This window comes from Paenibacillus agaridevorans, from assembly GCF_018604145.1.
Classification (GTDB): domain Bacteria; phylum Bacillota; class Bacilli; order Paenibacillales; family Paenibacillaceae; genus Pristimantibacillus; species Pristimantibacillus agaridevorans.
Genome location: NZ_CP075889.1, coordinates 6,223,742 through 6,248,380 on the forward strand (window position 1 = coordinate 6,223,742; position 24,639 = coordinate 6,248,380).

Consider the following 24,639-nt stretch of genomic DNA (forward strand, 5'->3'; position numbering starts at 1 on the left):
TATTATACCTTTTTTCGGTGAATGCTGTCGACTTTTGCCGCAGCCCCGCGCGTTCAAGCCTTTCCTTCCCACGCCAGCAGCCCCCAAAGCTTCAATGTACTTGCAACGGAAGAAACGCCGTCGTTTAAGCGTCGGTCCAGCGTTGAGCTTTTTTCGCCGCGTCTCATATAGTAGAGCGTCTCCGAATACGAGTGTCCCTTTAAATAACGAAGCGTGACCGCCTGCCGGGCCTCATCGTCCCGAATCATCCCAACCGCCCGCTCGATCGCTCCGCTGACCAACTCGCATTCCTCCGCCGCCAGCTTCTGATTATGCGCGACCTGGACGGCGTTAGCCGTCCGATTGCCGTACAAATCCTCTCCGTCCAGTCTGCGCGTCCTTTCGCTCTCATATAGCGTTGTCCTAATCAATTCTTCATGCTCCTTGTAATCCTCCACGACCCTCTTTAATTCCATATAATTGCGAAGCAAACGCTGCGCCTGCTTCTTCTCATCCGTTGTAGGCTTGGCCAAATAAGACATCGCGGCTTTTCCGTTCATTTTGGTCCCCCCTTAAGGTAAAAAACAATATATACTCGAACACCAAAAGTACAAGATACTTGTACTTATAGCTTTATGGTACGAACAAATGATCGCCAAGTCAATCCAAAAGTACAAGAATCTTGTTTTTTATTGCTTTTTCAGCTGCATCATGTACAATATACTTGTACTTTGCTTCCGCAAGATTTTTGTCATCCTAAGAAGGAGAGATCCCCTTGTTCAGAGCCGATCGGTTAACGGAACGCAGAAAGCTTCATAAACTAACGCAAGAGCAGCTCGCGCGACAAATTGACCTGACCAAGGCCGCGATCAGCAATTACGAGCAAGGCCGAAGCGTTCCGCCGCTAGAAACATTATCTTCGCTGGTGGACGCGCTGCAGACAAATGCCGATTATTTGCTGGGACTTACGGATGACCCCGAAGCGAAGACTCCCATCCAGTCCTCCCAGGAGGGGGGTTTGGCTCCTGTCTATCTCGCCTTTCTCGGCGGACCGCCGGAGGAAATGGACGAGGAGGAAGCGGAACACCTGAAGCGCGAGCTCGAGATGTTTCGCGCATTCAAGGAGAAGCGCCGCAAGGAAGGGCAACCTTACAGCAACCAAGACTAGCATCAGAACCCCATGCGGGTTTTATTTTTGGCCATACATACGAACATACATTCTTATAAGTAGGAGGAGCATTATGGAAGAGCTGGATTTCGAGCTGTATCGCCCGACGGATTTGGAGCTTTGGATCGGATCTGTCTATGAGAAGAACGGCATTCATTACCCGGGGGATCTGGATGATCTGGATCATATCGCCACGCTGTTCGGGGCACATCTCGCCTACACGCAGGGGAGTACCAAGGTAATCTTCGACGAAGAAGGGTTTTTCATGATTTTCCTGAATATTCACTTGGATCAGGCGGAGCAGCGACTCGCGTTTTTTCATGAGCTTGCTCATCCGGCCCTTCATTCTGGGGATCAGCGCCAATTGCCGCAGGCTTTTGTCCATCTGCAAGAATCGCAAGCGGCGCACTTCCAGCTTTATAGCGCAATACCCTACCACATTCTGAAAGAGCTTGAGCATCTCAGGCACCAGCCCCACTTTCCCCGGTTGATCGCAGGCGCGTTCGGCGTGCCGCTCTCCTTCGCGGAGACCCGGCTTGAACGAATGGCGGCACGTATGCGTCAAGAACGCTCGGACCGCAATCTGCGCGCTAAACTGGCATCACTCTCGGCGAAAGTATGCGGCTATGATCAACCAGAGGCGGCAGATCGCCTGCTTGCACAGCTCGCCAGACAAACCGCGCGGAAGAAGCTGAAGAATAAAGCGAGGTAACTCATTTGAATATGGATGTGACGATATAGGGAGGAAAGTTATGTGAATATGGATGTGACGATATAGCGAGGGAAGCCTTGTGAATAGGGAGAGACGATATTGCAGAGAAGTCTTGTATGGGATAGACGATATTACAGGGAAGCCTTGTGAATATGGGCGAGACGATATAGGGAGGGCCTCTGGAATGGAGATTGGTAAATTGCAGGTATTTTATGAGAGAGACGGGGACTCCGGGCATCAATTGCCAGTATGGGTCATGCTTACGGAGATGAGAGGAACGGACTGGGGGCAGACCTTATATATTCGGCTGGATGCGCCGTTTGAAGCTTATGCTTCCGATGAGTTGGATGCAGACACACTGGCCGTCGCCGTTCCGGATCACGTTTACGTGCGGCATAAGGATGATCCTGACGTAATCGGCATTCATATGCCATCTTTGAGAACCTATGTAGAACGATATACAGCCATGGCGGAATATCCCGTTCACTATACGGAAATGGACCGACTGCTGCTGCGCATATCCGATATTGAGGATATTCTGCAATACGATGTTCGGGTGCTGCTGCCGTGGAACAAGGTTTGACCGTCGACGTGTGACCGAACACCGCGTGCCTCGATGGCACTGCGGCGGTATGCGCGCGGTGCGGAGAGATGATCATCCGAAGAAGGATCGCCCTAGTTGGGCTTGTCCGGAAGTAGGGCATCGTCTGAGCTATTGAAAGCAAAGGGAAAAACTCCATCTAATTCGTTGGATTGTGGTTGCGAAGAAGAAACAGAGGGATTAGCTCCCTCTATTTCTTCTCAAAAAGCTGTGGAATCCAGGCTGATGGCAAATCAGAGGGCAGAAATCCCCTTATTTGTTCATTTCCGCTGATTTGGAGTGAAATAAGGGGAGCTTTTCCCGCAATTGGGTCAGGCCGCGCATTTTGCTAATAACCTCGACGTCCCCTTTCCTGCTAATGACTCATGTGATATAAAGCATGAGACACCCCAAGCACTGGCCCAACATTTATCCGCTCTAACGGACAGAGATGTCATTACTTCGGGGTTATCGTCGATTTTCGAATTCTAACGGACGGCGCAAACTTTATATGCGTGCTGCACCACTCCAAGTTACCAGATTTGCACCAATAAGGTTTCACACGAGACTGCGAATCATAGTGTGCAAAGCTGTAAAGGAGCTACAATGGATCATCGCCAACTTGCAAACGGAAGTGAGAGCTCTTATTTTGATCGTTTTGGCGTGATATTCATATCTAACGGATCCCTGCGACTTTATTCGCGAGTAATCTAGGCAAACTTTTGCCCATCATAAGGGCTGTCAGTTCCATTAGAATCGCGAATTGCTGCTTTTTGCCGATATAACGCCTTTCATTTCCGTTAAAGCAGCTCCAGTCGGTTTCTTACCGGACAGTTGCCCGCAGTTTCACCTATGCACAGTTAATCGAAAGTCTCCCCACGCCCGCTAGATTCTACACTCACCGATTTTCGCTCATATAGCGTTGACCTCGTCCGTTAGAGCCGCGTCTTGTCCATTTGAGCAGCATCGCGCCATTCGCGCCATTCACGCCATTGTCGTCCGTTCGGGCCTGGTCTCACCGCTGCTTAAACCTGCCCCACCGACTCGCCTTCTACCAGCGAGACGTAGATGCGCTCGTGCTCCGCGCCGCTGCCTTCGATCAGCCGGATGAGCTGCTCCGCGGCGACGGAGCCCCAGCGGCGCTCGGAGTAGTCGATCGACGTCAGACGGGGCTGCAAAAAGTCGGCAATATCGATATGGTCGAAGCCCACCACATGAACATGCTCGCCTATGTGGTACGGCGTATCCTTTAAGCCATGGTACATGCCGATCGCCATCTCGTCGTTCAGGCAAAAGACGCCGACCGGTCCGTCGTATTCGGACGCGATCCGCTTTGCCGCGGCGGTGCCGCTCGCTTTGTCAAAATTGCCCGGAAGCTCGCAGTAATCCAGCTCCGAATCGCCGCGCTCCACGGTCTGGCGCGCGGCCGCGAGACGCTGTTCCGAATCAAACGAGCCCTCGGGCCCCGTCAACGCGTACAGCTTCTTGTGCCCCTGGCGGATCAAATATTCCATCGCGAACGTTGCTCCGGCCTTATTGTCGAGCAAAACCTGCACGATGTTATTGTGGCTTAGCTCACGGTCGAGCACAACGAGCTTGTGTCCGCGGTTCGCATGCAGGATCAATTCCTCATCGGAGAATCGTCTGTCGAGGACGATCGCGCCGTCGAGCATGCCCTCCGGCAGCATGCGATGCGACTGCGTGCCGCTGCAGATGACAAGGTCATACCCGCGTTTGTTCAGTTCCTCCTTCATGCCCTGCAGCAGCTCGCCGTAAAAAGCTCCCTCAAAGGTCGTAAGAAACGCGCCGATGATTCGGGTTTCACGTTTCTTGAGCGTACGCGCAGCCGCGTTCGGCACATAATTTAATTCTTTGGCGACAGCCAATATTTTTTTGCTTGTTTCTTCCGTTACTTTCGAATTCCCGTTTAATGCATAGGATACGGTGGAAATCGAAACGCCTGCGTGTTTGGCAATATCCTTGATGCTTACCACAACATTCCCCATCCCCCTTCTCTTGTTGTCGTTAAACACTTTCGCGAAACGTTTCAATTTCTTACTCTCCAACTTAAAAACCGTATTTTTCCACGAAAGATATACGGCTGATTGCTTCACCCAATCCAAGTTAAACGTTTCAATTCATTTATATTTCTTATTGTAAACGCATTCAACGTGGTCTTGTCAACAAAAAATTAGTGTTTACAATCAAAAAGAGTGATGATATATTCTAGGAGAAGCGTTTTCATTCCAATGAAAGCGATTACCCAAAACGAATCCATGACTCATTTTCTGTTCCAAACGTTTTTTTAACCAAAATATAAACGTTTCGATGATTTACTGTGAAAATGCTCATACGTGCTCCAACCCATTCTTGCAATGCTTCATAAAGGAAGTACAAACGTATTGTCAGCCTTTTTATGAAAGGGTCTCCAACAGTAACCTCATCCTTATTGAAAACGTTGCCAATCGGTCGGCCGAACGGGGTTTCTATCCATGATCAAGGAGTTGGTAATCATGCGCGTCCTAACCAGTCTAAAGCTTCAATGCGGCAATATCGCGCGCGAAGTCATGAAGAATAAAATTCTTTTCCTCATGCTTCTGCCCGTTATTCTGTACTTCATCATCTTTCATTATCTGGTTATGCCGGGCGCTTACGTCGCCTTCGTCGACTTCAATATTAGCAAAGGGATTTTCGGAAGCCGTTTTCTCGGACTGGATAACTTCAAGTTTCTGATTCAGACCGGCGATCTTTGGAACATCACGAAAAACACGCTCCTCTACAATTTCGTATTCCTGGCGCTCGGCAACGTCATTCAGGTCGTATTCGCGATCATGCTCACCGAGGTGGCCGGAAAATGGTTCAAAAAAATTTCCCAATCGATCATTCTGCTGCCGCACTTCATCTCGATGGTTATCGTCGGCGTGTTTGCCTACAACATGCTGAACTTCAACTCCGGCTTTATCAATACGCTGCTTGTTCAGGCGGGACTTGAGCGTTACGAATTTTATTCGGATCCGGGAATCTGGAAGTACATCATCGTCGCCTTTAAAATCTGGAGCATGACCGGCTACGGCATGATCGTCTACCTGGCCGCCATAACCGGCATCAATAACGATCTATACGAAGCCGCGTACATGGACGGGGCGAGCAACTGGCAGCGCATCCGCTACATGACTCTTCCGATGCTCAAGCCGACGTTTATCCTGCTTCTGCTCTTCGGGCTCGGCGGCATCATGAAAGGCTCGTTCGACCTGTTCTACAACCTGATCGGCAACAACTCGGTGCTGTATCCGCAGACCGATATTATCGATACTTTCGTATTCCGCAGCTTGGTCGGCCAATTCAACTTCTCGATGGGTGCGGCGGTCGGCTTCTACCAATCGGCATTCGGCCTGCTCCTGGTCCTATTCGTCAACTACATCGTGCGGAAGGTCGAGCCGGACAGCGCATTATTCTAAAATGGAGGCGAAAATCATGACTTCAGCCAAAATCAAGCAGGACCGCGGCACCCTCGCGATCAAGGCGATCAGCTACTTCAGCATTACCGCATTCGCCTTGGCTTGCCTCTTCCCGTTCGTTTTGATGATTTCTTCTTCGTTCATGAACGAACGCGAAATTCTTCAGGAAGGCTACAAGCTGTTCCCGAAAGAGATTTCGTTCAAGGCCTACGACATGATGCTCAACAATTCCACGGCGTTGACCAAAGCCTACGGCGTCACCATCTTCATCACGGTCGTCGGCACGCTGTTCGGACTGTTCATGATGTCGATGGCGGGCTTCGTGCTCAACCGGAAGGACTTCAAATACCGGAACTTCTTCTCGTTCATGATTTATTTCACGACGTTGTTCGGCGGCGGACTGATCCCGACCTATATTCTGATGGTCAAATACCTGGACCTCAAGGACAGCTTGTACGCGATGATTTTGCCCGGCATCGTCGGCGCTTGGTCGATCTTTCTAATGCGGAACTTTATGAAGGCTATACCCGATTCGCTCTACGAATCGGCTACGATAGACGGCGCGGGCGACTTCCGAATCTATTGGCAGGTGTTCCTGCCGCTCGCCGTCCCGTCGCTGGCTACCGTCGGTTTGTTCACGGCGCTGGGCTTTTGGAACGAATGGTATAACGGCATGTTGTACATTCAGTCGCCCGATAAGTTCCCGCTTCAATACTTCCTGCAGCGAATGATTAACCAGACGAACATCCAGGCGCTCATTAACCAAGGCGCCGTCATCGACACGGCGGATCTGCCTTCGCAGTCCATCAAGATGGCGACGGCCGTGCTCGCCACAGGCCCGATCATTCTGCTTTATCCGTTCTTGCAGCGGTACTTCATCACCGGTCTGACGATCGGCGCGGTAAAAGGATAAGATCATTTTCGTTAATAGACGGCCCAAGGACCGTTTATTATATAGGGCTTCACGGATTCGTTCATTTACCAAGGGGAGGTTTTCAAGATGAAAGGGAAAAAGCTGTTAGGAGTGGCTCTTGCAGCCACAATGTCGATGAGCTTGCTGGGGGCGTGCTCGTCCTCGAACGGGAATGAACCGACGAATACGGGATCCAATAACGGGAAGACGCCAACCAGTACGGCAGGCACGGAGTCGAGCGGGGTGGACACCTCCAAGGAAGCGAAGCTCGTTTATTACCTGTGGGGCGGAGAAGGGGTCGCCAACAAGGATATTTTGGCCGAAATCAACAAAAAGCTGAAAGCGGACATTAATGCAACCATCGAAGTGAAATACATCGACTGGGGCGATATCGCGACGAAATATCCGCTGCTCTTCGCTTCCGGCGAGAAGTTCGACATGTCCCACGCGTCCCCTGGCGCCCAGGTTTCTTACTATACGCTCGCGTCCCAAGACGCTCTGGTCGATATCACGGACATGCTGGACAAGGTCGCGCCGAAGCTGAAGGCCGCGATTTCGGAAACCGCGTGGAAAGGCACCATGGTTGACGGCCGCATCTACGGCGTGCCTTCCATGTACAGCGAATATACGCCTTCCGGTTACGCATACCGTTCCGACCTGCTCAAGAAATACGGCATGGAGAAAATCGCTTCCATCGAAGACATGGAGAAATACATGGACAACGTCCTGGCGAACGAATCGTATGCGCCGATCAACGGCAACGCGGCGGATGCACAGAACATGTTCCGCATGCTGGTCGACACGACGGGCAAGTGGCTGAACGCGCCGGGCATTTCGTTCTCCGAGCTTAACCTTGTGACGGAAAGCCCGGAAAGCTTCAAGAAAGTGTTCCACCCGGCCTTTACGCCGGAATTCGAGGCATGGGCAGTCAAAATGCGGGAGTGGTCCGATAAAGGCTACTGGCCGAAGGACATTCTGTCCTCGCAAGTCGGCGCGAACACGAACTTCCAGGCAGCCAACTCCGCGGGTTATCTGACGCACGCGCAGGACTGGATCGGCAAATACGGCGCCGACAAAAAGGCTCAGCCGGAAGCCGATCCGTACTTCTACACGTTCGGGGAAGCGAATGGCAAGATCAAAAGAAAGATCGGCGTCGAAAACTCGACGGTCATCAGCACGAACTCCGGCAATCCGGAGCGCGCCCTCATGGCTATCGAGAAGTTCATGACCGACCCGAGCTACTACAACCTGATCCAATACGGCATCGAAGGCCGTCAATACGAGATCGTCGACGGCGTGAAAAAGACGCCGGAGAGCTTCAACCAAGAGAAAGACGGCGGCGGCTTCGCGGCTTGGTCGCTGCGTACAGACGAGTACAACCTGCCGATGGATTCCGAGAACCCTGTCCGCAAATCGCTCTACGAAGAGTGGGATAAAGTAGCCATCAACGATCCGTACGTCGGCTTCAGCTTCGATCCGTCCAAGGTTACGACGGAGCTGGCGGCGATCTCGAACGTCAACATGCAGCTCGGCATGCAGCTGATGCTCGGCAAAACGAGCAAAGATCCCAAAACTGCCGTTGAAGAATACAGAGCAGACCTCAAGAAAGCCGGCATCGACAAGGTTATCGCCGAGGTTGAAGCTCAATTAGCAAACTTCGAGCCTATTCAATAAAACTCGTATGAGAAAACCTCTATCGAGGCCTTTCGAGGATGAGCGACCGCGTTTAGAGGCAGGTTTTATCGCCAAATAGAATTTTTGTTTCAGAATGCTCGGAAACTTATAAATTCTATTGTGATAAGAAAAAGGGGCTGTCAAGGTGACAGCCCCTTACTGCGTTATCGCATCAACAATTAAACTATAGCCCGCCTTTCGAGACTGGCGATTAATTGTACATAAATAATTGTAGGCATGTATCCGGTAAGAAATGAACAGGATCAACCGTAACGGAACTGAAAGGCTTTATTTCATCAAAAAACGCCATTTCGCAATTCTAACGGAACTGACAGCTCTTAAGAGGGGCATAAGTTCGCGGTTTGTCTGGATTTCTCACGAATAACGTCGCCCAGTTCCGTTAGATTCTACTAACACGCCAAATGATCAAAATAAGGCTTCTCAGTTCCTCTACAGGTTGTCGATGATCGATCGATTATAGCTTCATTTCCAGCATTGCAACAATGAATCGATAGTCTCTTTTCTCGGGCTATCCCATCCCAAGTCGCTCCGCGCGACTCCAACTCCAAGGGGCTGCCCCATAAGGCGACAGCCCCTTCTCTTTGCTCGTCGTTTATTCAATGCGCCCTACGGACTCGCGTTCGATCAGAGAAACGTAGACGCGCTCATGCTCCGCGCCCTCGGATGCGATCAGCTTAATAAGCTGCTCTGCGGCAAGCGCGCCCCAGCGACGCTCCGAATAATCGACCGTAGCCAAACGCGGCTGCAAATAATCGGAGATCTCGATATGATCGAAGCCCACCACATGCAGATGTTCGCCGATCCGGTACGGAGTATCCTTTAACGCTTGATACACGCCGATCGCCATCTCGTCATTTTGACAAAATACGGCAGCCGGACCGTCGTATTCGGCAAGAATGCGTCTCGCCGCCGCTACTCCGCTCGCTTTGTCGAAGTTGCCGGGAATTTCGTTGTACGTCAGTCCCGGTCCACCCCGCTCCACCGCTTGACGCACGGCTGACAGCCGCTGATCGGAGTCGAAGGAGCCCTCCGGCCCCGTCACGACGTACAGCTTTTTATGCCCTTGCCGGATCAGATACTCGATTGCAAACGTCGCGCCTGCCTTGTTGTCGAGCAGCACCTGCACGATGTTCTCATGGCTCAGCTCGCGGTCCAGCACAACCAGCTTATGGCCTCTCCCCGCATGAAGCAGCAGCTCCTCGTCGGAGAACAGTCTGTCCAAAATAATGGCGCCGTCCAGCATGCCTTCCGGCAGCATCCGATGGGATTGCGTTCCGCTGCAGATGACGAGGTCGTAATCCCGCTTATTCAATTCTTCCTTCATGCCTTGCAGGAGCTCTCCGTAAAAAGCCCCTTCGAGGGTCGTCAGGTAGGCTCCGATAATTTTGGTCTCCCGCTTCTTGAGCGTTCGCGCCGCCGCATTAGGCACATAATTTAATTGTTTGGCCACGGCCAGAATTTTTTTGCTCGTTTCTTCCGTGACTTTGGGATTTCCATTTAACGCGTACGATACGGTCGAGATGGATACCCCCGCGTGCTTGGCAATGTCTTTTATACTTACCACAACTATCGCCCCTATTCCTTACTGCCCGCTTTCTTATCTCAGTCGATTATATAGTAAAAAGAGCAGCGATGGGAATACTACCCCATCGCCATCGGTTAACCTTCACTTATGCCATTGTAATGACGACTTCGTTCGAGCCCTCGGCGAACATGCCTTCCAGCGTCTCGCGAGCGATCCGCGCGCCGCCCGGGCGATAGCGGTTCGTCACCGTGGCAGTATCGACTGCCGCTCCGTTTACCGTCACGCCGCGCACCGTGCCGCCGGCGATCTCGTAGCGGAAATTGACATCATGTCCCGCCCACCGGAACGAGAACCGTAGTCCATCCAGCTCCGCAGGCATCACGGGATCGAGCACAAGGTCGCCGCCTTCCTGGCGGATGCCAAGCGCGTTCGAGATGAGCTGATTCATGTAGATGCCGGGACCGCTGGAGTAGATCCGCCAGCCGCCTTTTACCTGCACTTCGCCGGTACGCAGCTTGCCAAAGCCTTCGCGCGCCTCGTAGCGATCAGAGAACTTGCCGTCGGAGCTGCTGAAGTACGAGTTGCTTTGGCGCCAGTCGGCGTTAGGCACGACGTCTCGGATGCCGACCGGATTGATGCTCGCAAGCGACGTCCACACCTCGTCCGTCTTGCCCAGCTTCGCCATCGCCTCGATGTAACGAATATGCGCATGGACGTATTGCAAGCCGATCTCGCGGCCAAAGTTCGCCGCTTGCTCCGCGCGCTTGAAGCGCATGCTGACGCCGCCCGCATAATCGGCCGGACGGTTCATGAGACGAACGCCGTCCGGGCAATACAGCTCCTGCTTGATCAGTCGATAATGCGACTCCGCTTGTTCCGCATCAAACAGCTCGCCGATCATGCTGCGCGTCATCGGCAGCAAACGGTATTCGATGCCCGTCTTGCTATCGCCCGGATGCAGCATCAGATCGATGCGGCCCGGTTCTTCCATATAGGCAAAGCCGGACGTGACGCCATCCCTGACCAGGAAGCGGTTAAAGTCGGTTCTGATGCCTTCGGCCAGTTCCTTCAGCTCCGCCGACAGGCCATCCAGCTCCTCCCCTTGATCGGCCAACGCGGCCGATAACTGCGCGAACGTCTGGAAGGTCAGCGACACGGTCCAACTGCTGATCATAAACTGCTTTAGCTTGGCGTTAGCAGGCTGCAGGGTGTCATCCCAGTCGCCATCGCCGTACGACGACAACCGAGTGCCATGAAGGAAATGATCCTTGATGTAGCCAAGTTCCTTGCGAGCGTGGTCCAGAATCGTATACGTCTCCTCCGTCTGCTCGCCATCATGGGTCGTATATGGCACGCGTTCTTCCAGAATCGTATAATCATCGGTCACTCTCAGATAGTCGCCCAGCACTTTGAGCGGCCATACGATGATGTCGCCGTGGCTCTCTTCCTGCTGAATCCGGTAATAGCGGTCGAACATAAACCATTGCGGCCAGTTGCCATCCTTCTTGTACTGATGCGAGTAGACCGTCTTTAAAATGTCTTTCACTTGTTCGTGCTTGCCCATCGCCATAAAATATTCCGTCGGTCCCTGGCACACATCCCGCGTTCCCCATGCGGCGCCGCTGTATTGCTCCAGGCCGTGCGGCACGGAATAATGAACGAGCATATTGTGGGTGTACCACCATGCCAACGCGTTGAACTTCTCCAGCTTCCGCGCTTTCTCTTCCGAGTCGTGCGACAAGCCGAAGCCGTTCATGACGGAGGAGAGGAACGAACGGTATTGTTCGATATCCGCTTCGACTGGAAGGTCGTCCGCACCATCGGTTGCATCAGTCGCAACAAACGGGCCATCCGTCTTGTCCAGCCTGCCCTCAATCGTTAGCCGCCACTTGGCGGACGGAGCGAGCTCCAGCACGACCAGCGACGCCGAACCTGCCTGCGCTTCCGCGACGAATGCCCGCTCGTCCAGCACCTTCATCTCCGCGCCGCGCAGACCGAGACGGAATTGCAGCTCCGGATAGACGCCCGAGCTTAGCGATTCCGCATGGGCGCGAAATACCAGCCCGCCCTCTTCTGTCTCCATCCGATATGGCAACTCGTATTCCTTGTCGTTCATCGTCATCTGATTCGACACGAGGAACCGGTACGATTTGCCCTTCCGAGAGACGACTTCAAGCGCCAGTTCGGGAGCGTCGGCCTTTGTCCACGCGGTGATGACAAGAGTGTCTCCGTCTGTTTTGTAATACCAGCGCGCGTAGTTGAAGCCGATCTCGTATAGGGAAGGCATCGTCAATAGGCGGAATTGCCCGTCGGTCTCCACATAGATCCGCTGCCCGGATGTCTTCAGCACGTTCAGCGCGTTCCGAGCGTTCGTCATCAGCTTGTTGAACGACGTATTGCCGATCGTGATCTGCGAGTGGAAAATGCCGTACATATAATTGGTCGAGGACAATACGTTGTCGTTTATCCGGGCATTGTCGCCGCTCATCAAAATATGGCCATGCGGACGCTCCATACGCAGCTCCTTGGCTTTCAGCACCACATGCTCGTACGTCGGGGTAAAGAAGGACAGCAGCTCGTCGCCATCGCGCTCTTCTTGCAATCGCACAGGGTACAACGTATCGATCTCTTCAGGGGTTACATTCTCGGTACGCAGCGGATTTCCGATTCGATCACTCCACGAGACGCGTTCGCCAACCGGGCCAGGCTCGTCTTTTTCCCTCAGTGCCTGTGCGCCTTCCCATGCTGCAAGAATGTCCGCCGCATAAGCCAGCTCGCTTATCGCTTCCGGATGGTTCGGCTTCAGCAGGCCATAAAATACGAACGATGCCTCTTGACTGGCGGTTAGCCGCACCGTCCGAGATTGCAGCGCCGTATAAGCGAATTCGTATTGATAGACCTTATCGTCCAGACGATCGCGACCGAGTGCTTCCGGCACGTCCGTTTCCTTGTAGGATAGTCCGAAGAACTGGAAGCCGTCGGTCGAATACGATACCGCTCCGGTGAGCGATCCTTGCTGCAAATACGGGAATCCGGTCGACATCGGCTGATTCTGTCTCGAGCAGACCGCGTATCCTTTCTCCTCCGTCTGAAAAACGGTATGGCCCAAGTATTGGGACATGTACGCCTCGTTCGTGCGAACCGCGCCTTTGTCGGCGAGGCCCACATCCTGGCCGTACACCAGATCCGCTTCCAATCCGTCGCCGCCAAGCCGGACATCCCAGAACCAAATCAGTCCCGGCATCAGCGTAAACGTCACCTGATAGGTTATGCCCAGCGTCTCCCCGCTCCAGACAACCCGGCGGCCTGCAGCCGCCACGCGGCTGTTCGACCTTACGCCAAGCAGCGGCGCAAACAGGTAACGGCCCTCCTTGCGCACGCGCACATATAAATTGTTCATGGATCCGTCCAGCGGATTCGACATGACTTGATTGATCATCAGATCTTTGTAGCCGATCTCGCGCAGGTCTCCGCTGCTCAGAAATGTAAACGTCAAGCCGTCCGCTTGCACGGCAATTGTTTTCTCTTGCTGTTGAGTACTCATCTCCGGGCTCCTTTCCCACTATCTCAATTCGAACGCAAGCTCCCGTACGTCTCGGCTGTTCGGTCCGATCATGGCCAGAAATCGGCCGGGATCGCTGCTATATTGCAAGTCGGAATGATGATACCTGAGCATCTCTTCCGTTATTTCGAATGCGACCGTCTTCGTTTCGCCCGCTTCGAGCTTAACTTTCTCAAACCCCTTAAGCTCGCGCAACGGACGGACGTTCTCGCCGGCCATGTCGCGCACGTACAGCTGCACCGTCTCTTCCGCTGCGATATCTCCCGAGTTCGTCACCGCAACGGTAAGCGTCAGCTTGCCGTCCGCGCTCAGCATGCCGGAAGACAACGAGGCTTCGCCATATCGGATGTCCGTATAGCCTAGTCCGTAACCGAACGGCAGCAACGGCTCGTTCGGAACGTCCAGATACTGCGATACGTATCGTACGCGATCGCCGTTCGGATCCTGCGGACGGCCCGTATTAAATGCGTTGTAATAAACCGGAATCTGTCCCGCCGAATGCGGAAAGCTCATCGTTAAGCGGCCCGAAGGAGCCGCGATGCCATACAACAGCTCCGCCACCGCCGCGCCCCCGTTCGTGCCCGGGTACCATGCCTCCAGCACGGCATCCGTCTCGTTCAGAACGCCTCGCAAATCCAGCGGACGGCCGTTAAACAGCACGGCGACCGTCGGCTTGCCCAGCGCGCGAACCTGCCGAACCAGCTCAAGCTGGCGTCCCGGCAGCGTAAGCTCCGAACGGCAGCCCGCTTCCCCGCTCATCTCCGAATCCTCGCCGAGCGCAAGCACAACGACATCCGCCGAACGCGCGGCATCCAGCATGGCTGCGAGTTCTTCGTCCGACAAGAGCTCCGTACCGCCGCAGCCAACGGCCGTAACGGCCGAGGAGCCGGCAACGCCGCGCATGCCGTCTGCAAGCGTAACGACTTCTTCCCGCTTGCCCATGCACGACCAAGGTCCGAGCAGGTCGTCGCTATTCGCGAACGGCCCGATCAATGCCACATTCGCCCCCTTGGCGAGCGGCAGCGTTTTTCCTTCGTTCTGCAGCAGCACGCATGACTTCAGCGCCGCTTCATGCGCGGCAGCGCGATGTTCCGCGCTTAAAAGCACTTCGCGTTCAACAGCAGAATCCGCATAACGATGCGGATTCTCGAACAGTCCCAGCTTGCGCTTCAGCTTTAGAACGCGCATAACCGCTTCGTCCAGCAGGCGAATGTCCACGTCTCCGCCTTCGACCAGCTCTTGCAGGTGATGCGGATAACATGGCGACATCATCTCGATATCAACGCCCGCTTCGATCGCCTTGCGCGCGCATTCCTTCTCGTCTTCCGCGACGCCGTGCGGAATCATCTCCTTAACGGCGCCCCAATCGGAGATCAATACGCCGTCAAAGCCCCATTCGTCGCGAAGCAGATCGCGCATCAGCTTGCGGTTGGCCGTCGCAGGGATGCCGTCCACCGTATTAAACGCCGTCATGACCATCTCGCAGCCTTCTTCGAGCGCGGCCCGGTAGGACGGCATGTAATACTCGCGGCGCATCCATTCCGACATATCGACGGTGTTGTAGTCCCTTCCGCCCTCTGCAGCGCCATATGCCGAAAAATGTTTAATGCACGCGGCAATTTTGTACGGCTCCTTGGACACGTCCTTGCCCTGATAGCCGCGCACGAAGGCGCGGGCGAACTGGCTATTCAGCCACGGATCCTCGCCCGTGGACTCCATGACCCGTCCCCAACGCGGATCGCGGGTCAGATCCGCCATCGGAGAGAATGTGACGTGAATGCCCGCCACGGCCGACTCTTTCGCCGCAATCGCAGCCGAACGTTCCGCCATGTCCAGATCCCACGAACAGCCAAGCGCCAGAGGCACCGGGAAGATCGTGCGATAGCCATGGATAACGTCCGCCATCGTTAGCAGCGGGATATTTAGCCGGTTATGCTTCAGGTGGGCTTCTTGAATCGCGATCGCTTCTTCGGCGCCGCCGAGCCCCAGCACGGAGCCGGTCTGGCGAACCGTCTCTTCGGTAATGCCCATCCCTTCGAGCGGTCCCGTAATTTGGCCGGCGCTGTTCGCCCCTTCGTAGAAAGCGGGCGCGAGCTGCAGCAGCTGATTAACCTTCTCCTCCAGCGTCATCTCGTCCAGCAATCGTTGCAATTCGTAATCGTTCACTGCGTCATTCCTCCAAGCTTCCACTGAAATCCCAACGTTTGCCGAAGGCTGACTCGGATTATTCCGACGTCGTCTAGTGGATATATTCGTCCTGCACTTCGTCCATCAGCCGCTCCAATTGCTTTGTGAGCGCGGCAATCCGGTCTGCATAATCAGGGTTGTCGTATACATTGTTTAACTCGTACGGATCCTGCTCCAGGTCGAAGCACTCCCATTCCGGCGGCCGGTCTTCGTCCCGCGAGTCCGTCGTGCCTAACGCCTGCGCGTAATAGTAGATAAGCTTGTAGCGATGAGTGCGGATGCCGTAATGCGAATAAACCTCGTGAATGCCGTCCAGATGCATCCAATAGCGATAAACCATCGCCGTTCTCCAGTCCTCCGGCCTCTCGCCGTTTAACAGCGGCCGGATGCTGCCGCCCTGCATCCGCTCATGAAGCGGCAATCCGGCATACTCCAGAAACGTAGGCGCAAAATCCGTGTTCAAAATCATATCCCCACACACGCCGCCCGGCTTGATTTCCTTCGGGTATCGAATCAGGAACGGCATGCGAAGCGATTCCTCGTACATGAACCTTTTGTCGAACCAGCCATGGTCGCCCAGGAAGAAACCTTGATCCGACGTATAGATGACGATCGTATCCTCGGCCAGCCCTTTCTCGTCAAGGTAGTCCAGCATCCGCCCGACGTTATCGTCGATGGAAGCGATACAGCGCAAATAATCCTTGATGTAGCGCTGATACTTCCACTTCCGCACTTCCTCCGGCGACAGACCTTCGGGAGGCGGTCCTTTCGTATCGAGCTCGTTCAGGTCATCGATTCGCATCTTCGCCTGGACGGCAGCCTGCGAGCGGGTCGCATAATCGTCATTAAACGTCTCCGGCTCGGGAATATCGATATCCTCGTACAGATGCTTGTGCTTCTCGTCCGGTTCCCAATGGCGATGCGGCGCCTTATGATGGCACATCAGCATAAACGGTCGTTCCGGATCCCGATTATCGATCCACTCCAACGACTTGTCCGTGATGACATCCGTAACGTAACCATTAAACGTTTTCCTTGTCCCCATTTCGTAGAAATCGGGATTACGGTACTCGCCCTGATCCGGCAACACGCTCCAATAATCGAAGCCGGTCGGATCGTGATATCCCCCATGGCCCAGATGCCACTTGCCGATTATGGCCGTCTGATAACCGTCCGCTTGGAGCAGCTTGGGAAAGGTAACTTGCCTGCCGTCGAGATCGTCGCCAAGCGTCTTTACTCCGTTGACGTGATTATAAGTACCCGTCAAAATCGTTGCGCGGCTCGGGGCACAGATCGAATTAGTGCAAAAGCAGTTATCGAAGCGCATCCCCTCGTCCGCCAACCGATCCAGATTCGGCGTCGCGTTAATCCGGCTGCCGTAAGCGCCGATCGCATGCGAAGCGTGGTCGTCCGACATGATAAACAAAATGTTCGGGCGCCTGCGTAAAGCTGAAGTCATCCTCGCACCTTCCTTTTCCCATGAAAAATACGCAGCTTATTTCAATCCGGAAATCGTGAAGTTTTCAATAATGTGCTTCTGGAAGTAAGTGAACAACACGATGACCGGCGCCACCATAAACGTAGCTCCCGCCATCTGCAGACCGAAGTTCGCCGCGTATTGTCCCTTTAGCAAGGATAGTCCCACGGACAACGTATACAGGCTCTCGTCGTTCGCGATAATGAGGGGCCAAAGAAAGCTGTTCCAGCCCGCGATGAACGTCAGAATCGCTTGTACCGCCAAAATCGGCTTCGAGATCGGCAAGGCGATCTGCAAGAAGATGCGGTATTCGCTTGCGCCGTCCAGACGCGTAGCCTCAAGCAACTCCGTCGGAATGGTCGACATAAACTGTCGGAACAAGAAGATCGCGAATGCGCCTACGAGACCCGGCAGGACAATGCCCGTCATCGTATTCGTTAAGCCCAGCGAGTTTAGAATGAGATAAACCGGGATCATCGTTACCTGGCTCGGGATCATCATCGTGGCGAGTACCAGAACGAATAATCCGTTGCGGCCTTTAAAATCGTATTTGGCGAAGCCGAAGCCGGCCAGCGCGTTAAGCATCAGACCTCCGAACGAGAACAGAACGATGATCAGCGTGTTTTTCAGGTATACCCCAAAGTTCATATTCTCGAACAGGTAGCTGAAATTGTAAGTCGTAAACGTTGCCGGCCAAAAGGTTGGCGGAATCTGCACGATCTCGCTCTCCGGCTTAAAGGAGGACAAAACCATCCAGAAGAACGGCAGAAGGAAAAATATGCCCCCAATGGTCAGCAAGATGCCGGATATCCACTGGAACGTTAAATTGCCTTCGCGATCCCGCGCCCCCCCTTTTTTCCCTGCGACAGTTGTACGCATGATGTTATCCCCCCTTTAAGTCATGTCCGACTCGTTCTTCTGCAGCCTGAGCTGAACGAGCGTCACGGCGATAATGCAGACAAACAGAACGAAGGAACCGGCGGCTGCATAGCCGAAGTTGTTGAATTTAAAGCCGTTTTGGTAGATAAAGAGCGCTACGGACAACGTGCCGTCGAGCGGACCGCCTTCCGTCATGACGAACGGCTCTTCGAAAAATTGCAGCCAACCGATCATCGTCGTGATGGACACGAAGAAGATCGCGAAGCGCAGCATTGGAATCGTAATGCTCGTCACTTGCTGCCAGGTGTTCGCTCCATCGAGCTGGGCGGCTTCATAATACGTTTTCGGAATGCCTTGAAGCGCCGCGATGAAGATAATCATATTGAGGCCGATCGCCTTCCAGATCGCCAGCAGGATCAGGGACAGCTTGGCTATCGTCGGTTCCGTCAGCCAAGGCACATCCGGCAGACCTACCGAGTTCAGGAGGTAGTTAAACAGACCAAGCGCCGGATTATAAAGATAACTCCAGACAACCGCAACGGCAACGATATTGGTTACGGAAGGGAGGTAATAGACGACCCTAAAGGCTTTGAAGATTCGGGACGTGCCCAGATTGATCAGCAAAGCGATGGTTAAGGAGAACAGGATAACGAGCGGTACCCCGATTGCGACGTAGAAGAGCGTGTTGAGTATAGCCTTCAGGAAGACGGGATCCTTTAGCACTTCGACATAATTTTCGAAGCCAATAAACGAAACCCTGTCCCAATTCGCGAGTCCCCTTAAATCCATGTCCGTAAAGCTGATCACAAGCGCGACCACAATCGGTACGATGGAGAACAGCGTAAGTAGCAGCAAAGTCGGCGCAATAAAAAAATATGGCGCCTGCCTATTCATAAACCCTTTCATCACCTTGAACCTCACATCCTTCTTCATGCCGAAAACGGCATATATAGGAAGCGGGCCGGCCTATACAGCCGGCCCGCATCGGTCGCTTGTATGGCGACCGTCGGCCGCTTTAGCTGCGGTTTTCCATACATGACAAGCTGGTGGAGCGTTATTTCATCAATTTAATCGCGTCGTTGTTGAAGTTTTCCAGTTCTTTTTTCACGTCCGCGTTGTTGCGGTAAATCACTTCGAAACGTTTTACGTAACTTTCGCTGATTTGCGCCCATTCGGTAATAACAGGCATCGGTTGGGCTGCGTTCAACTGCTCGCCGATCACTTTATAGTTCACGTCGTTTTTCAGCTTCTCGTCTTCCCAAGCAGCAGTAGCCGCCGGCAGGGAGCTGGTTGTCTCCATCCATTGAAGCTGCGTCTCCGGCTTGCTCATAAATGCGATGAACTTGGCTGCGGCATCTTTGTTCTTCGAGTATTCGAAGATCGACAGGTTGGAACCGCCAAGCAGCGAGATGTTGTTCTCTTTCTTCGGAAGAACCGCCATTGCCCATTTGCCGTCGATTTCAGGAGCTTGATCCTGAATCAGTTTGATCATCCAAGGACCGCTGATGAACATCGGCAGAATGCCTTCTTTGAAGGCAGGGATGATGTCGAGACCCAGATCCTTCGGCGCGGAGCCGTTTTGGTAGAAGCTATTGATGTACTCTACCGCTTCGACGAACTTGGGGTCGCTGAAGTTAGGCTGGCCCTCAGCCGTGAACCATTCCGCGCCGTTCTGGCGGGAGAACATGAAGCCCAGCGATTGCTCCTTCGGATCGATGCTGATGCCGTACTTGCCGTCGCCGCGAGCCGCCAGCTTCTGCGCCGCGTCGGACAGCTCCTCCCAGGTTTTCGGAGCGGCTTCATAACCGACTTCCTTCAGCAGATCCGTGCGGTAGTATAATACGCGCGTTTCGACGTACCACGGGGAGCTGATATATTTGTCGCCCGCTTTGCCGGCCGCTACGGCGCCTTCGTAAAAGTTGTCCGGATTCAGCTCCGGATATTTTTCGACGTATGGCGTCAGATCCGCAAGCGCCTCCGCGTCGGCGAATTCCGGAATCCAGGACGTGCCCATCTGGATGACGTCAGGACCTTTTTTCGAAGCGATTGCCGTCAAGAGCTTCTCATGGCCTTGATTCCATGGCAGCGCCTGTACGTTGATCGTAATGTTCGGGTTTTCTTTCGTAAATTGCTCCGCCAGCTTCGGCAATGTTTTGGCCTCTTCGCCCATGCCCCATACGCTAAGCGTTACTTTTTCGTTTTCCTTGCCGCCGCCATTGCCTGCCCCCGTATTGCCTTCCGTGTTGTTGCCGTTCGCCCCGCAGCCGGCGAGCAATCCCGCGCCTAGAGCAACCGTCGTAATCATCGCAAATGTCTTTTTCATTCTGCAAACCCCTCTCGAAATGTCATTTGATCATGCTCACTACCCGTTCTTACCCCGTTCCCTCGTATTCCAACCATTTGGACGAATTCATACTTATGTTTTGAAGCACGCGCCCTTGCATGGTTAGAATGCCCTTAGAAGCAGAGCTTCATTCCAATAAAGCTGTGGCCTCCAACTGATGCAACCTATTGGAGAAACGTTTCGATAACGACCGAAAATCATGCTGCGAATGTTTTCTTTTGTCAGATGATCGTAATCGAAACGTTTCGATATTGATTATAATGCAAATTGAAATCGTATTCAAGTGAGGTTTTTAACTTTATCGAAACGTTTTTATTTCCATCTGCCGCATCTCTTGCCACGCTTGCTTACATTTTGTTTTCAGTATTATTTATTTCAAGCTAATGTTTCCCTATCCATGGACCTTCCGCGTAAGCGATACTTCAAGTATATAAACATGAAGATAAGAAAGGTCGGTGTCAAGAACATGAAACAACCTTTCACACTGCGTGCCCTTCGATTGCCGGAGGACTACGCTCCGCTCGCCGAGCTCCTGAACGAATATTGGTCGGAGCCAACTACCGCCGGGCGTTTGGAGGAGGACGACAAGAAGCTGTACGAAGTCGGACATACCTGGATGGATGACAGCGGACTGCTTGGAGGTTATGACCGCACAAGACGCGTAGCCGTCTCCCGGGACGGAGATATCGTCGGATATGTATGGTCATGGCGGGCTCCGTGGACAGAGCCGGGGTTTCTGTGCAACACATTGATTGTCGCCAAAGCTTATCGGGGGCAGGGAATTGGCGAAGCACTGCTGCGCCACGCCTTCCACTGGGGAGAAGAGCTTGGCGCAGCCTCCCTCATTACGGAGGTATGGGACGATCACCCGGAAGCTTTGCAATTCGCCATTCGTCGGGGATTCATCGTGGAGCGCCACGCGTATCAGTCCGTGCTGCAGCTTGCCAACGTATCCCCGGAGTGGTCGGATCGCAATCCCGCAGCCATCCTTGCAAAGAGCGGACTAAGACTGCTGACTCTCGCGGATGAGCCAGGCGAGGAGAGCGAGCGCAAGCTCTACGAGCTATCCGCCTCGACAATGCGGGATATTCCTAGCTTCCTTGGCGACGTGCCTGACTTCGATCAGTGGAAGAAATGGTATCTGGAGGTGGACGGCTTTCGGCCTGGGCTGGTGCTGATTGCAGCCGCAGGCGACCGGTTCGTCGGCATGACGAACGTCCTCCATATCGAGGCGACCGGTGGATTGTATCATGAGTATACGGGAGTCGACCGCGAATACCGCGGCATAGGAGTCGCTCTCGCGTTAAAACTGGAGGCGATCCGCAAAGGCTTGCGTTTGGGAGCAAGCTACATCCGGACGGACAACGATTCTATGAACGCGCCGATTCTGGCCATCAACCGGAAGCTCGGTTACGAACCTCTGCGCGGCATGTACCGAATCGTAGCATCGATGGAGAAGGTAAAGGAAACACTCCTTTAGGTAAAACGGCAAAACGGTAAAGTTCTAGCTCCAGGAATAGGGCGAGATTCCCCTTATCCAATGTCGGAATTACCTGAAGGTAATTCAAAAAAACAAAAGCGTCCAATCACTCACCGCCTAACAGACATAACGTGGCTGTCGATTCATTGTGCAAAGGTGAAATGGCGGGCAAGTGTCCGGTAAGAAATGAACGAAAGCGACTGTATCGGAAATGAAAGGCGTTATTTCGGCAAAAAGCCGCATTTTGCAAATCTAATGGAACTGACAGCCCTTATGAGGGGCAAAAGTCCGCGGTTTGCCTGGATTCCTCACGAATAACGTCGCACAGTTCCGTTAGATTTTAAAATCATGCCAAAAGATCCATATAAGGGCCCTCACTTCCGTTAACACGTCGGCGATGATGGATTGCAGCTTCATTCGGACATGGTTGAGGCCATCGATTCATTTTGGACGGCAGCGCAGTGAAGTAAAGGCTGATCGTAACGGACACAGACGACCTTACTTCCATCAAAACCGCATAGAATGGACGGAAATGCACCATATAGCGTCATCTGAGTCCGTTAGATTTCTTATTTTTTGTTCACAAGTTTTCGAGTTACATAATGTCCTAAACAAACAACAAAAGGCCCGGCAAAACCTCCTATTGAGGCCTTGCCGGGTCTCCCATTTAGTAGTTCTTTAGCAGTTCTTTAGTAGTTCTGCCTCTCCACCTGCAGGCCCTTCGGCAGCGCAAGCATTAGCATGGGTCTTACAGCGTCGGTAACGAACCCTCCGTCTCTGCGGGGGACTGTTCCGATCACGATGTACATCGTATCCCCGACAACTTTCGTCCGCCAGATATCGTCGTTGATAGAAGTGATCGGCCCCTCCGACCAATAACGAATTTGTCCCATAAGATGGGCTTCGCGAGTTTCCGACTCGTTTAACGTCACACCATCCGTCGCTTGGACGATGACCTTAGTCACCTCAGCCGGGATGGCGACGCCGTCCGTGTCGACGTATGCCGTGCGCTGCGTCATCTGCAATCCGGAGCGCAGCTCGTCAAAGACGCCAGTCGACATCAGCAGAGCAAGCAAAAGACTAGCCGAGCCGATCAGGCCTACAAAGAAGACGCTGATCCAATCGTACCGGACGACGGTATCGCGGCTTCCGGACATTTTCAGATGAATCAGCAGCTCCGCGCCCAGCAGGACAAATACGATGGGAGCGACCCATAGCAGCAGCTCGTAAGCTTCCGTATCTTGCCAGAGGGAAACGGCGAAAGCCGTCCCCATCAAAATTAACGTAATGCCCATCGATAACGAGCCGACCCGCCATGTCCGGAGCCCTCGTTCTGCCGCTCCGGCGGATGGGGAGCCTGGCAGCGGCGGCATATTCATTGCGTTCATCGCCCGTCCCCTCCTTCTTTATCCCGTCCCGCAAAATCGCGTTCCGGCGGCATGACCGCGCCGAGCACGCTCTTGTTTCCGAAGGCAAGACGCAGGCCCAACACGATCATGACGAACGCGATGATCGCGGTAGGGAACATATATTTGTACATCAAATACTCGCGAACGATAACCGGAAAACGTTCGTTCAGCGCCCGCATCACGATACGGTCTACGAGGAAGTAGGCCCCGAAGCCAAGAAGCGCGATTCCGAACCAACGCTGGTACGGCACGAACATCGGCAGCAGAGGCTCGTCGCTTAGCTCGCCGCGCTCGTAACGGCCAATCTGCTGGAGGGCGTCGAAGAACGCGAAGCACCAGTAGAGCGGCAGCAGGAACAGGAAGAGCGACAGCCTTAAATTATCCATGACGTAGATGGCCATCAGGAATCCGCCCATGTATTGAAGCCCCCGCTTCTGCAGGCCCAGATATAAGTGACCTGCACCCGGGAAAATCGACAGGGCGATGGTGAGCACTTTATTTTTATGACCGGAACCGATATGCGCCTCGAAGCCCTCGAACAACGATTTGTCCTGCAGCTGTTCTCCCCGATGCTTCGCCTGCAGCAATTGAACGGCGTCGAACATGCTGTAAATCCAGATGACCGGCAGCGCCAGCAGGAAGACCAAAATTGCACCGGAACCCATCACCGCGCTAATGAACACGATAATCGCGAACAACCCGATAAACGAAATAAGGAAGGTAATGCCGCGCTGCGTCAATCCGAGGAACATATGGCCAAGCCCCGGAATGACGGACAACATGATCGTCTTTGATTTCTCTTGCTCCTGCGCGTAGTCCAGCCGGCCTCCATGACCGCCATAGGCGCCGCTGTAACCCTCGCCGCCATTAGCCTGCGGCCCGTATGCATATCCGCCATCCCCGTAAACGGGCGGATTCCCTTGCAGCCCCGGGGCCTTGCCGGAAATTAACGTAAAAATCATATCCAGCATATTGATGAAAGCTGCCGCGAAAGCCAATATGATCATCATTATGAAGGCATCCGACTCGTAACCTCCGTTCGCAATTTGAATCAATATACCCAGGCCGATCAAGCCGAAGAATAAACCCGCGTATATCAAACAACGAAAAGGTCTGCCCAAATACGCGTGTCCCGCTCCCGGTATAAACGACAGAAAAAATGCCGCAGCCTTGCTCTTGCGCACCATCACAACTCATCTCCTCTCTGCTTCCTTCAAAAATATCGAAACCGGAAACCTAACTTTTTAAACTCGCTGTTCTTGTCTTCAACC

18 protein-coding genes are annotated in these 24,639 nt (G+C 53.5%); 7 read left to right on the plus strand and 11 right to left on the minus strand.

Going from position 1 to position 24,639, the window contains the following annotated elements:
• Positions 1-53 precede the first annotated feature (53 nt).
• Positions 54-539 (minus strand): hypothetical protein, encoded by a 486-nt coding sequence (locus tag KJW29_RS24985; RefSeq protein WP_087571660.1) that lies wholly within the window; start codon positions 537-539, stop codon positions 54-56.
• A 215-nt stretch (positions 540-754) separates the two neighbouring features.
• Here KJW29_RS24985 and KJW29_RS24990 point away from each other — a divergent pair, with 215 nt between their 5' ends.
• From KJW29_RS24990 to KJW29_RS25000, 3 genes are all read left to right on the plus strand, one after another.
• Positions 755-1,147 carry a helix-turn-helix domain-containing protein gene (locus tag KJW29_RS24990; RefSeq protein WP_214626669.1) on the plus strand — a complete coding sequence of 131 codons (393 nt, stop codon included), beginning with the start codon at positions 755-757 and terminating at the stop codon, positions 1,145-1,147.
• A 73-nt stretch (positions 1,148-1,220) separates the two neighbouring features.
• Complete coding sequence (locus KJW29_RS24995) at positions 1,221-1,859, plus strand: ImmA/IrrE family metallo-endopeptidase (protein WP_214626670.1); 639 nt, start codon at positions 1,221-1,223, stop codon at positions 1,857-1,859.
• A gap of 184 nt (positions 1,860-2,043) precedes the next feature.
• On the plus strand, positions 2,044-2,442 hold the full coding sequence (locus tag KJW29_RS25000) for a hypothetical protein (RefSeq protein WP_214626671.1): 399 nt from the start codon (positions 2,044-2,046) through the stop codon (positions 2,440-2,442).
• 1,022 nt (positions 2,443-3,464) lie between these two features.
• Here the strand turns inward: KJW29_RS25000 and KJW29_RS25005 are convergent.
• Entirely contained in the window at positions 3,465-4,433 is a 969-nt protein-coding gene (locus tag KJW29_RS25005; RefSeq protein ID WP_214631306.1) for a LacI family DNA-binding transcriptional regulator, read from the minus strand.
• A 519-nt stretch (positions 4,434-4,952) separates the two neighbouring features.
• On the opposite strand from KJW29_RS25005, the gene KJW29_RS25010 reads away from it, so the two are divergent.
• From KJW29_RS25010 to KJW29_RS25020, 3 genes are all read left to right on the plus strand, one after another.
• Entirely contained in the window at positions 4,953-5,897 is a 945-nt protein-coding gene (locus KJW29_RS25010) for an ABC transporter permease (RefSeq protein WP_214626672.1), read from the plus strand.
• Positions 5,898-5,913: 16 nt separating this feature from the next.
• Positions 5,914-6,810, plus strand: coding sequence for a carbohydrate ABC transporter permease (locus KJW29_RS25015; protein WP_087571656.1), 897 nt, complete (start codon positions 5,914-5,916; stop codon positions 6,808-6,810).
• 87 nt (positions 6,811-6,897) lie between these two features.
• Positions 6,898-8,484, plus strand: coding sequence for a DUF3502 domain-containing protein (locus KJW29_RS25020; protein ID WP_214626673.1), 1,587 nt, complete (start codon positions 6,898-6,900; stop codon positions 8,482-8,484).
• A 613-nt stretch (positions 8,485-9,097) separates the two neighbouring features.
• Here KJW29_RS25020 and KJW29_RS25025 read toward each other — a convergent pair.
• From KJW29_RS25025 to KJW29_RS25055, 7 genes are all read right to left on the minus strand, one after another.
• Complete coding sequence (locus tag KJW29_RS25025; RefSeq protein ID WP_214626674.1) at positions 9,098-10,069, minus strand: LacI family DNA-binding transcriptional regulator; 972 nt, start codon at positions 10,067-10,069, stop codon at positions 9,098-9,100.
• Positions 10,070-10,175: 106 nt separating this feature from the next.
• Entirely contained in the window at positions 10,176-13,574 is a 3,399-nt protein-coding gene (locus KJW29_RS25030; protein ID WP_214626675.1) for a GH36-type glycosyl hydrolase domain-containing protein, read from the minus strand.
• 18 nt (positions 13,575-13,592) lie between these two features.
• Positions 13,593-15,722 (minus strand): glycoside hydrolase family 3 N-terminal domain-containing protein, encoded by a 2,130-nt coding sequence (locus KJW29_RS25035; protein ID WP_214631307.1) that lies wholly within the window; start codon positions 15,720-15,722, stop codon positions 13,593-13,595.
• Positions 15,723-15,831: 109 nt separating this feature from the next.
• Complete coding sequence (locus tag KJW29_RS25040) at positions 15,832-17,238, minus strand: sulfatase family protein (RefSeq protein ID WP_214626676.1); 1,407 nt, start codon at positions 17,236-17,238, stop codon at positions 15,832-15,834.
• 36 nt (positions 17,239-17,274) lie between these two features.
• Positions 17,275-18,135 (minus strand): carbohydrate ABC transporter permease, encoded by an 861-nt coding sequence (locus KJW29_RS25045; protein ID WP_087571397.1) that lies wholly within the window; start codon positions 18,133-18,135, stop codon positions 17,275-17,277.
• A 15-nt stretch (positions 18,136-18,150) separates the two neighbouring features.
• Positions 18,151-19,041 carry a carbohydrate ABC transporter permease gene (locus tag KJW29_RS25050; protein WP_087571396.1) on the minus strand — a complete coding sequence of 297 codons (891 nt, stop codon included), beginning with the start codon at positions 19,039-19,041 and terminating at the stop codon, positions 18,151-18,153.
• A 148-nt stretch (positions 19,042-19,189) separates the two neighbouring features.
• Complete coding sequence (locus KJW29_RS25055; protein ID WP_214626677.1) at positions 19,190-20,458, minus strand: sugar ABC transporter substrate-binding protein; 1,269 nt, start codon at positions 20,456-20,458, stop codon at positions 19,190-19,192.
• 487 nt (positions 20,459-20,945) lie between these two features.
• On the opposite strand from KJW29_RS25055, the gene KJW29_RS25060 reads away from it, so the two are divergent.
• Positions 20,946-21,959 (plus strand): GNAT family N-acetyltransferase, encoded by a 1,014-nt coding sequence (locus KJW29_RS25060; protein ID WP_214626678.1) that lies wholly within the window; start codon positions 20,946-20,948, stop codon positions 21,957-21,959.
• Positions 21,960-22,648: 689 nt separating this feature from the next.
• Here KJW29_RS25060 and KJW29_RS25065 read toward each other — a convergent pair.
• Together KJW29_RS25065 and KJW29_RS25070 are read right to left on the minus strand one after the other, a co-directional pair.
• Positions 22,649-23,347, minus strand: coding sequence for a hypothetical protein (locus tag KJW29_RS25065; RefSeq protein WP_214626679.1), 699 nt, complete (start codon positions 23,345-23,347; stop codon positions 22,649-22,651).
• Positions 23,344-24,555: a hypothetical protein gene (locus KJW29_RS25070; protein WP_425517576.1), complete on the minus strand. Its 1,212-nt coding sequence runs from the start codon at positions 24,553-24,555 to the stop codon at positions 23,344-23,346. Before KJW29_RS25070 ends, KJW29_RS25065 begins: the two co-directional genes overlap by 4 nt.
• Between the last annotated feature and the right edge of the window lie 84 nt (positions 24,556-24,639).

Bases quoted from the DNA above. Each gene is read 5' to 3' on its own strand.
- KJW29_RS24985 (WP_087571660.1), bottom strand. From the start codon at position 539: ATGAACGGAAAAGCCGCGATGTCTTATTTGGCCAAGCCTACAACGGAT.
- KJW29_RS24995 (WP_214626670.1), top strand. From the start codon at position 1,221: ATGGAAGAGCTGGATTTCGAGCTGTATCGCCCGACGGATTTGGAGCTT.
- KJW29_RS25000 (WP_214626671.1), top strand. From the start codon at position 2,044: ATGGAGATTGGTAAATTGCAGGTATTTTATGAGAGAGACGGGGACTCC.
- KJW29_RS25010 (WP_214626672.1), top strand. From the start codon at position 4,953: ATGCGCGTCCTAACCAGTCTAAAGCTTCAATGCGGCAATATCGCGCGC.
- KJW29_RS25015 (WP_087571656.1), top strand. From the start codon at position 5,914: ATGACTTCAGCCAAAATCAAGCAGGACCGCGGCACCCTCGCGATCAAG.
- KJW29_RS25020 (WP_214626673.1), top strand. From the start codon at position 6,898: ATGAAAGGGAAAAAGCTGTTAGGAGTGGCTCTTGCAGCCACAATGTCG.
- KJW29_RS25030 (WP_214626675.1), bottom strand. From the start codon at position 13,574: ATGAGTACTCAACAGCAAGAGAAAACAATTGCCGTGCAAGCGGACGGC.
- KJW29_RS25035 (WP_214631307.1), bottom strand. From the start codon at position 15,722: ATGACGCTGGAGGAGAAGGTTAATCAGCTGCTGCAGCTCGCGCCCGCT.
- KJW29_RS25040 (WP_214626676.1), bottom strand. From the start codon at position 17,238: ATGACTTCAGCTTTACGCAGGCGCCCGAACATTTTGTTTATCATGTCG.
- KJW29_RS25045 (WP_087571397.1), bottom strand. From the start codon at position 18,135: ATGCGTACAACTGTCGCAGGGAAAAAAGGGGGGGCGCGGGATCGCGAA.
- KJW29_RS25050 (WP_087571396.1), bottom strand. From the start codon at position 19,041: ATGAAAGGGTTTATGAATAGGCAGGCGCCATATTTTTTTATTGCGCCG.
- KJW29_RS25055 (WP_214626677.1), bottom strand. From the start codon at position 20,458: ATGAAAAAGACATTTGCGATGATTACGACGGTTGCTCTAGGCGCGGGA.
- KJW29_RS25060 (WP_214626678.1), top strand. From the start codon at position 20,946: ATGAAACAACCTTTCACACTGCGTGCCCTTCGATTGCCGGAGGACTAC.
- KJW29_RS25065 (WP_214626679.1), bottom strand. From the start codon at position 23,347: ATGAACGCAATGAATATGCCGCCGCTGCCAGGCTCCCCATCCGCCGGA.
- KJW29_RS25070 (WP_425517576.1), bottom strand. From the start codon at position 24,555: ATGGTGCGCAAGAGCAAGGCTGCGGCATTTTTTCTGTCGTTTATACCG.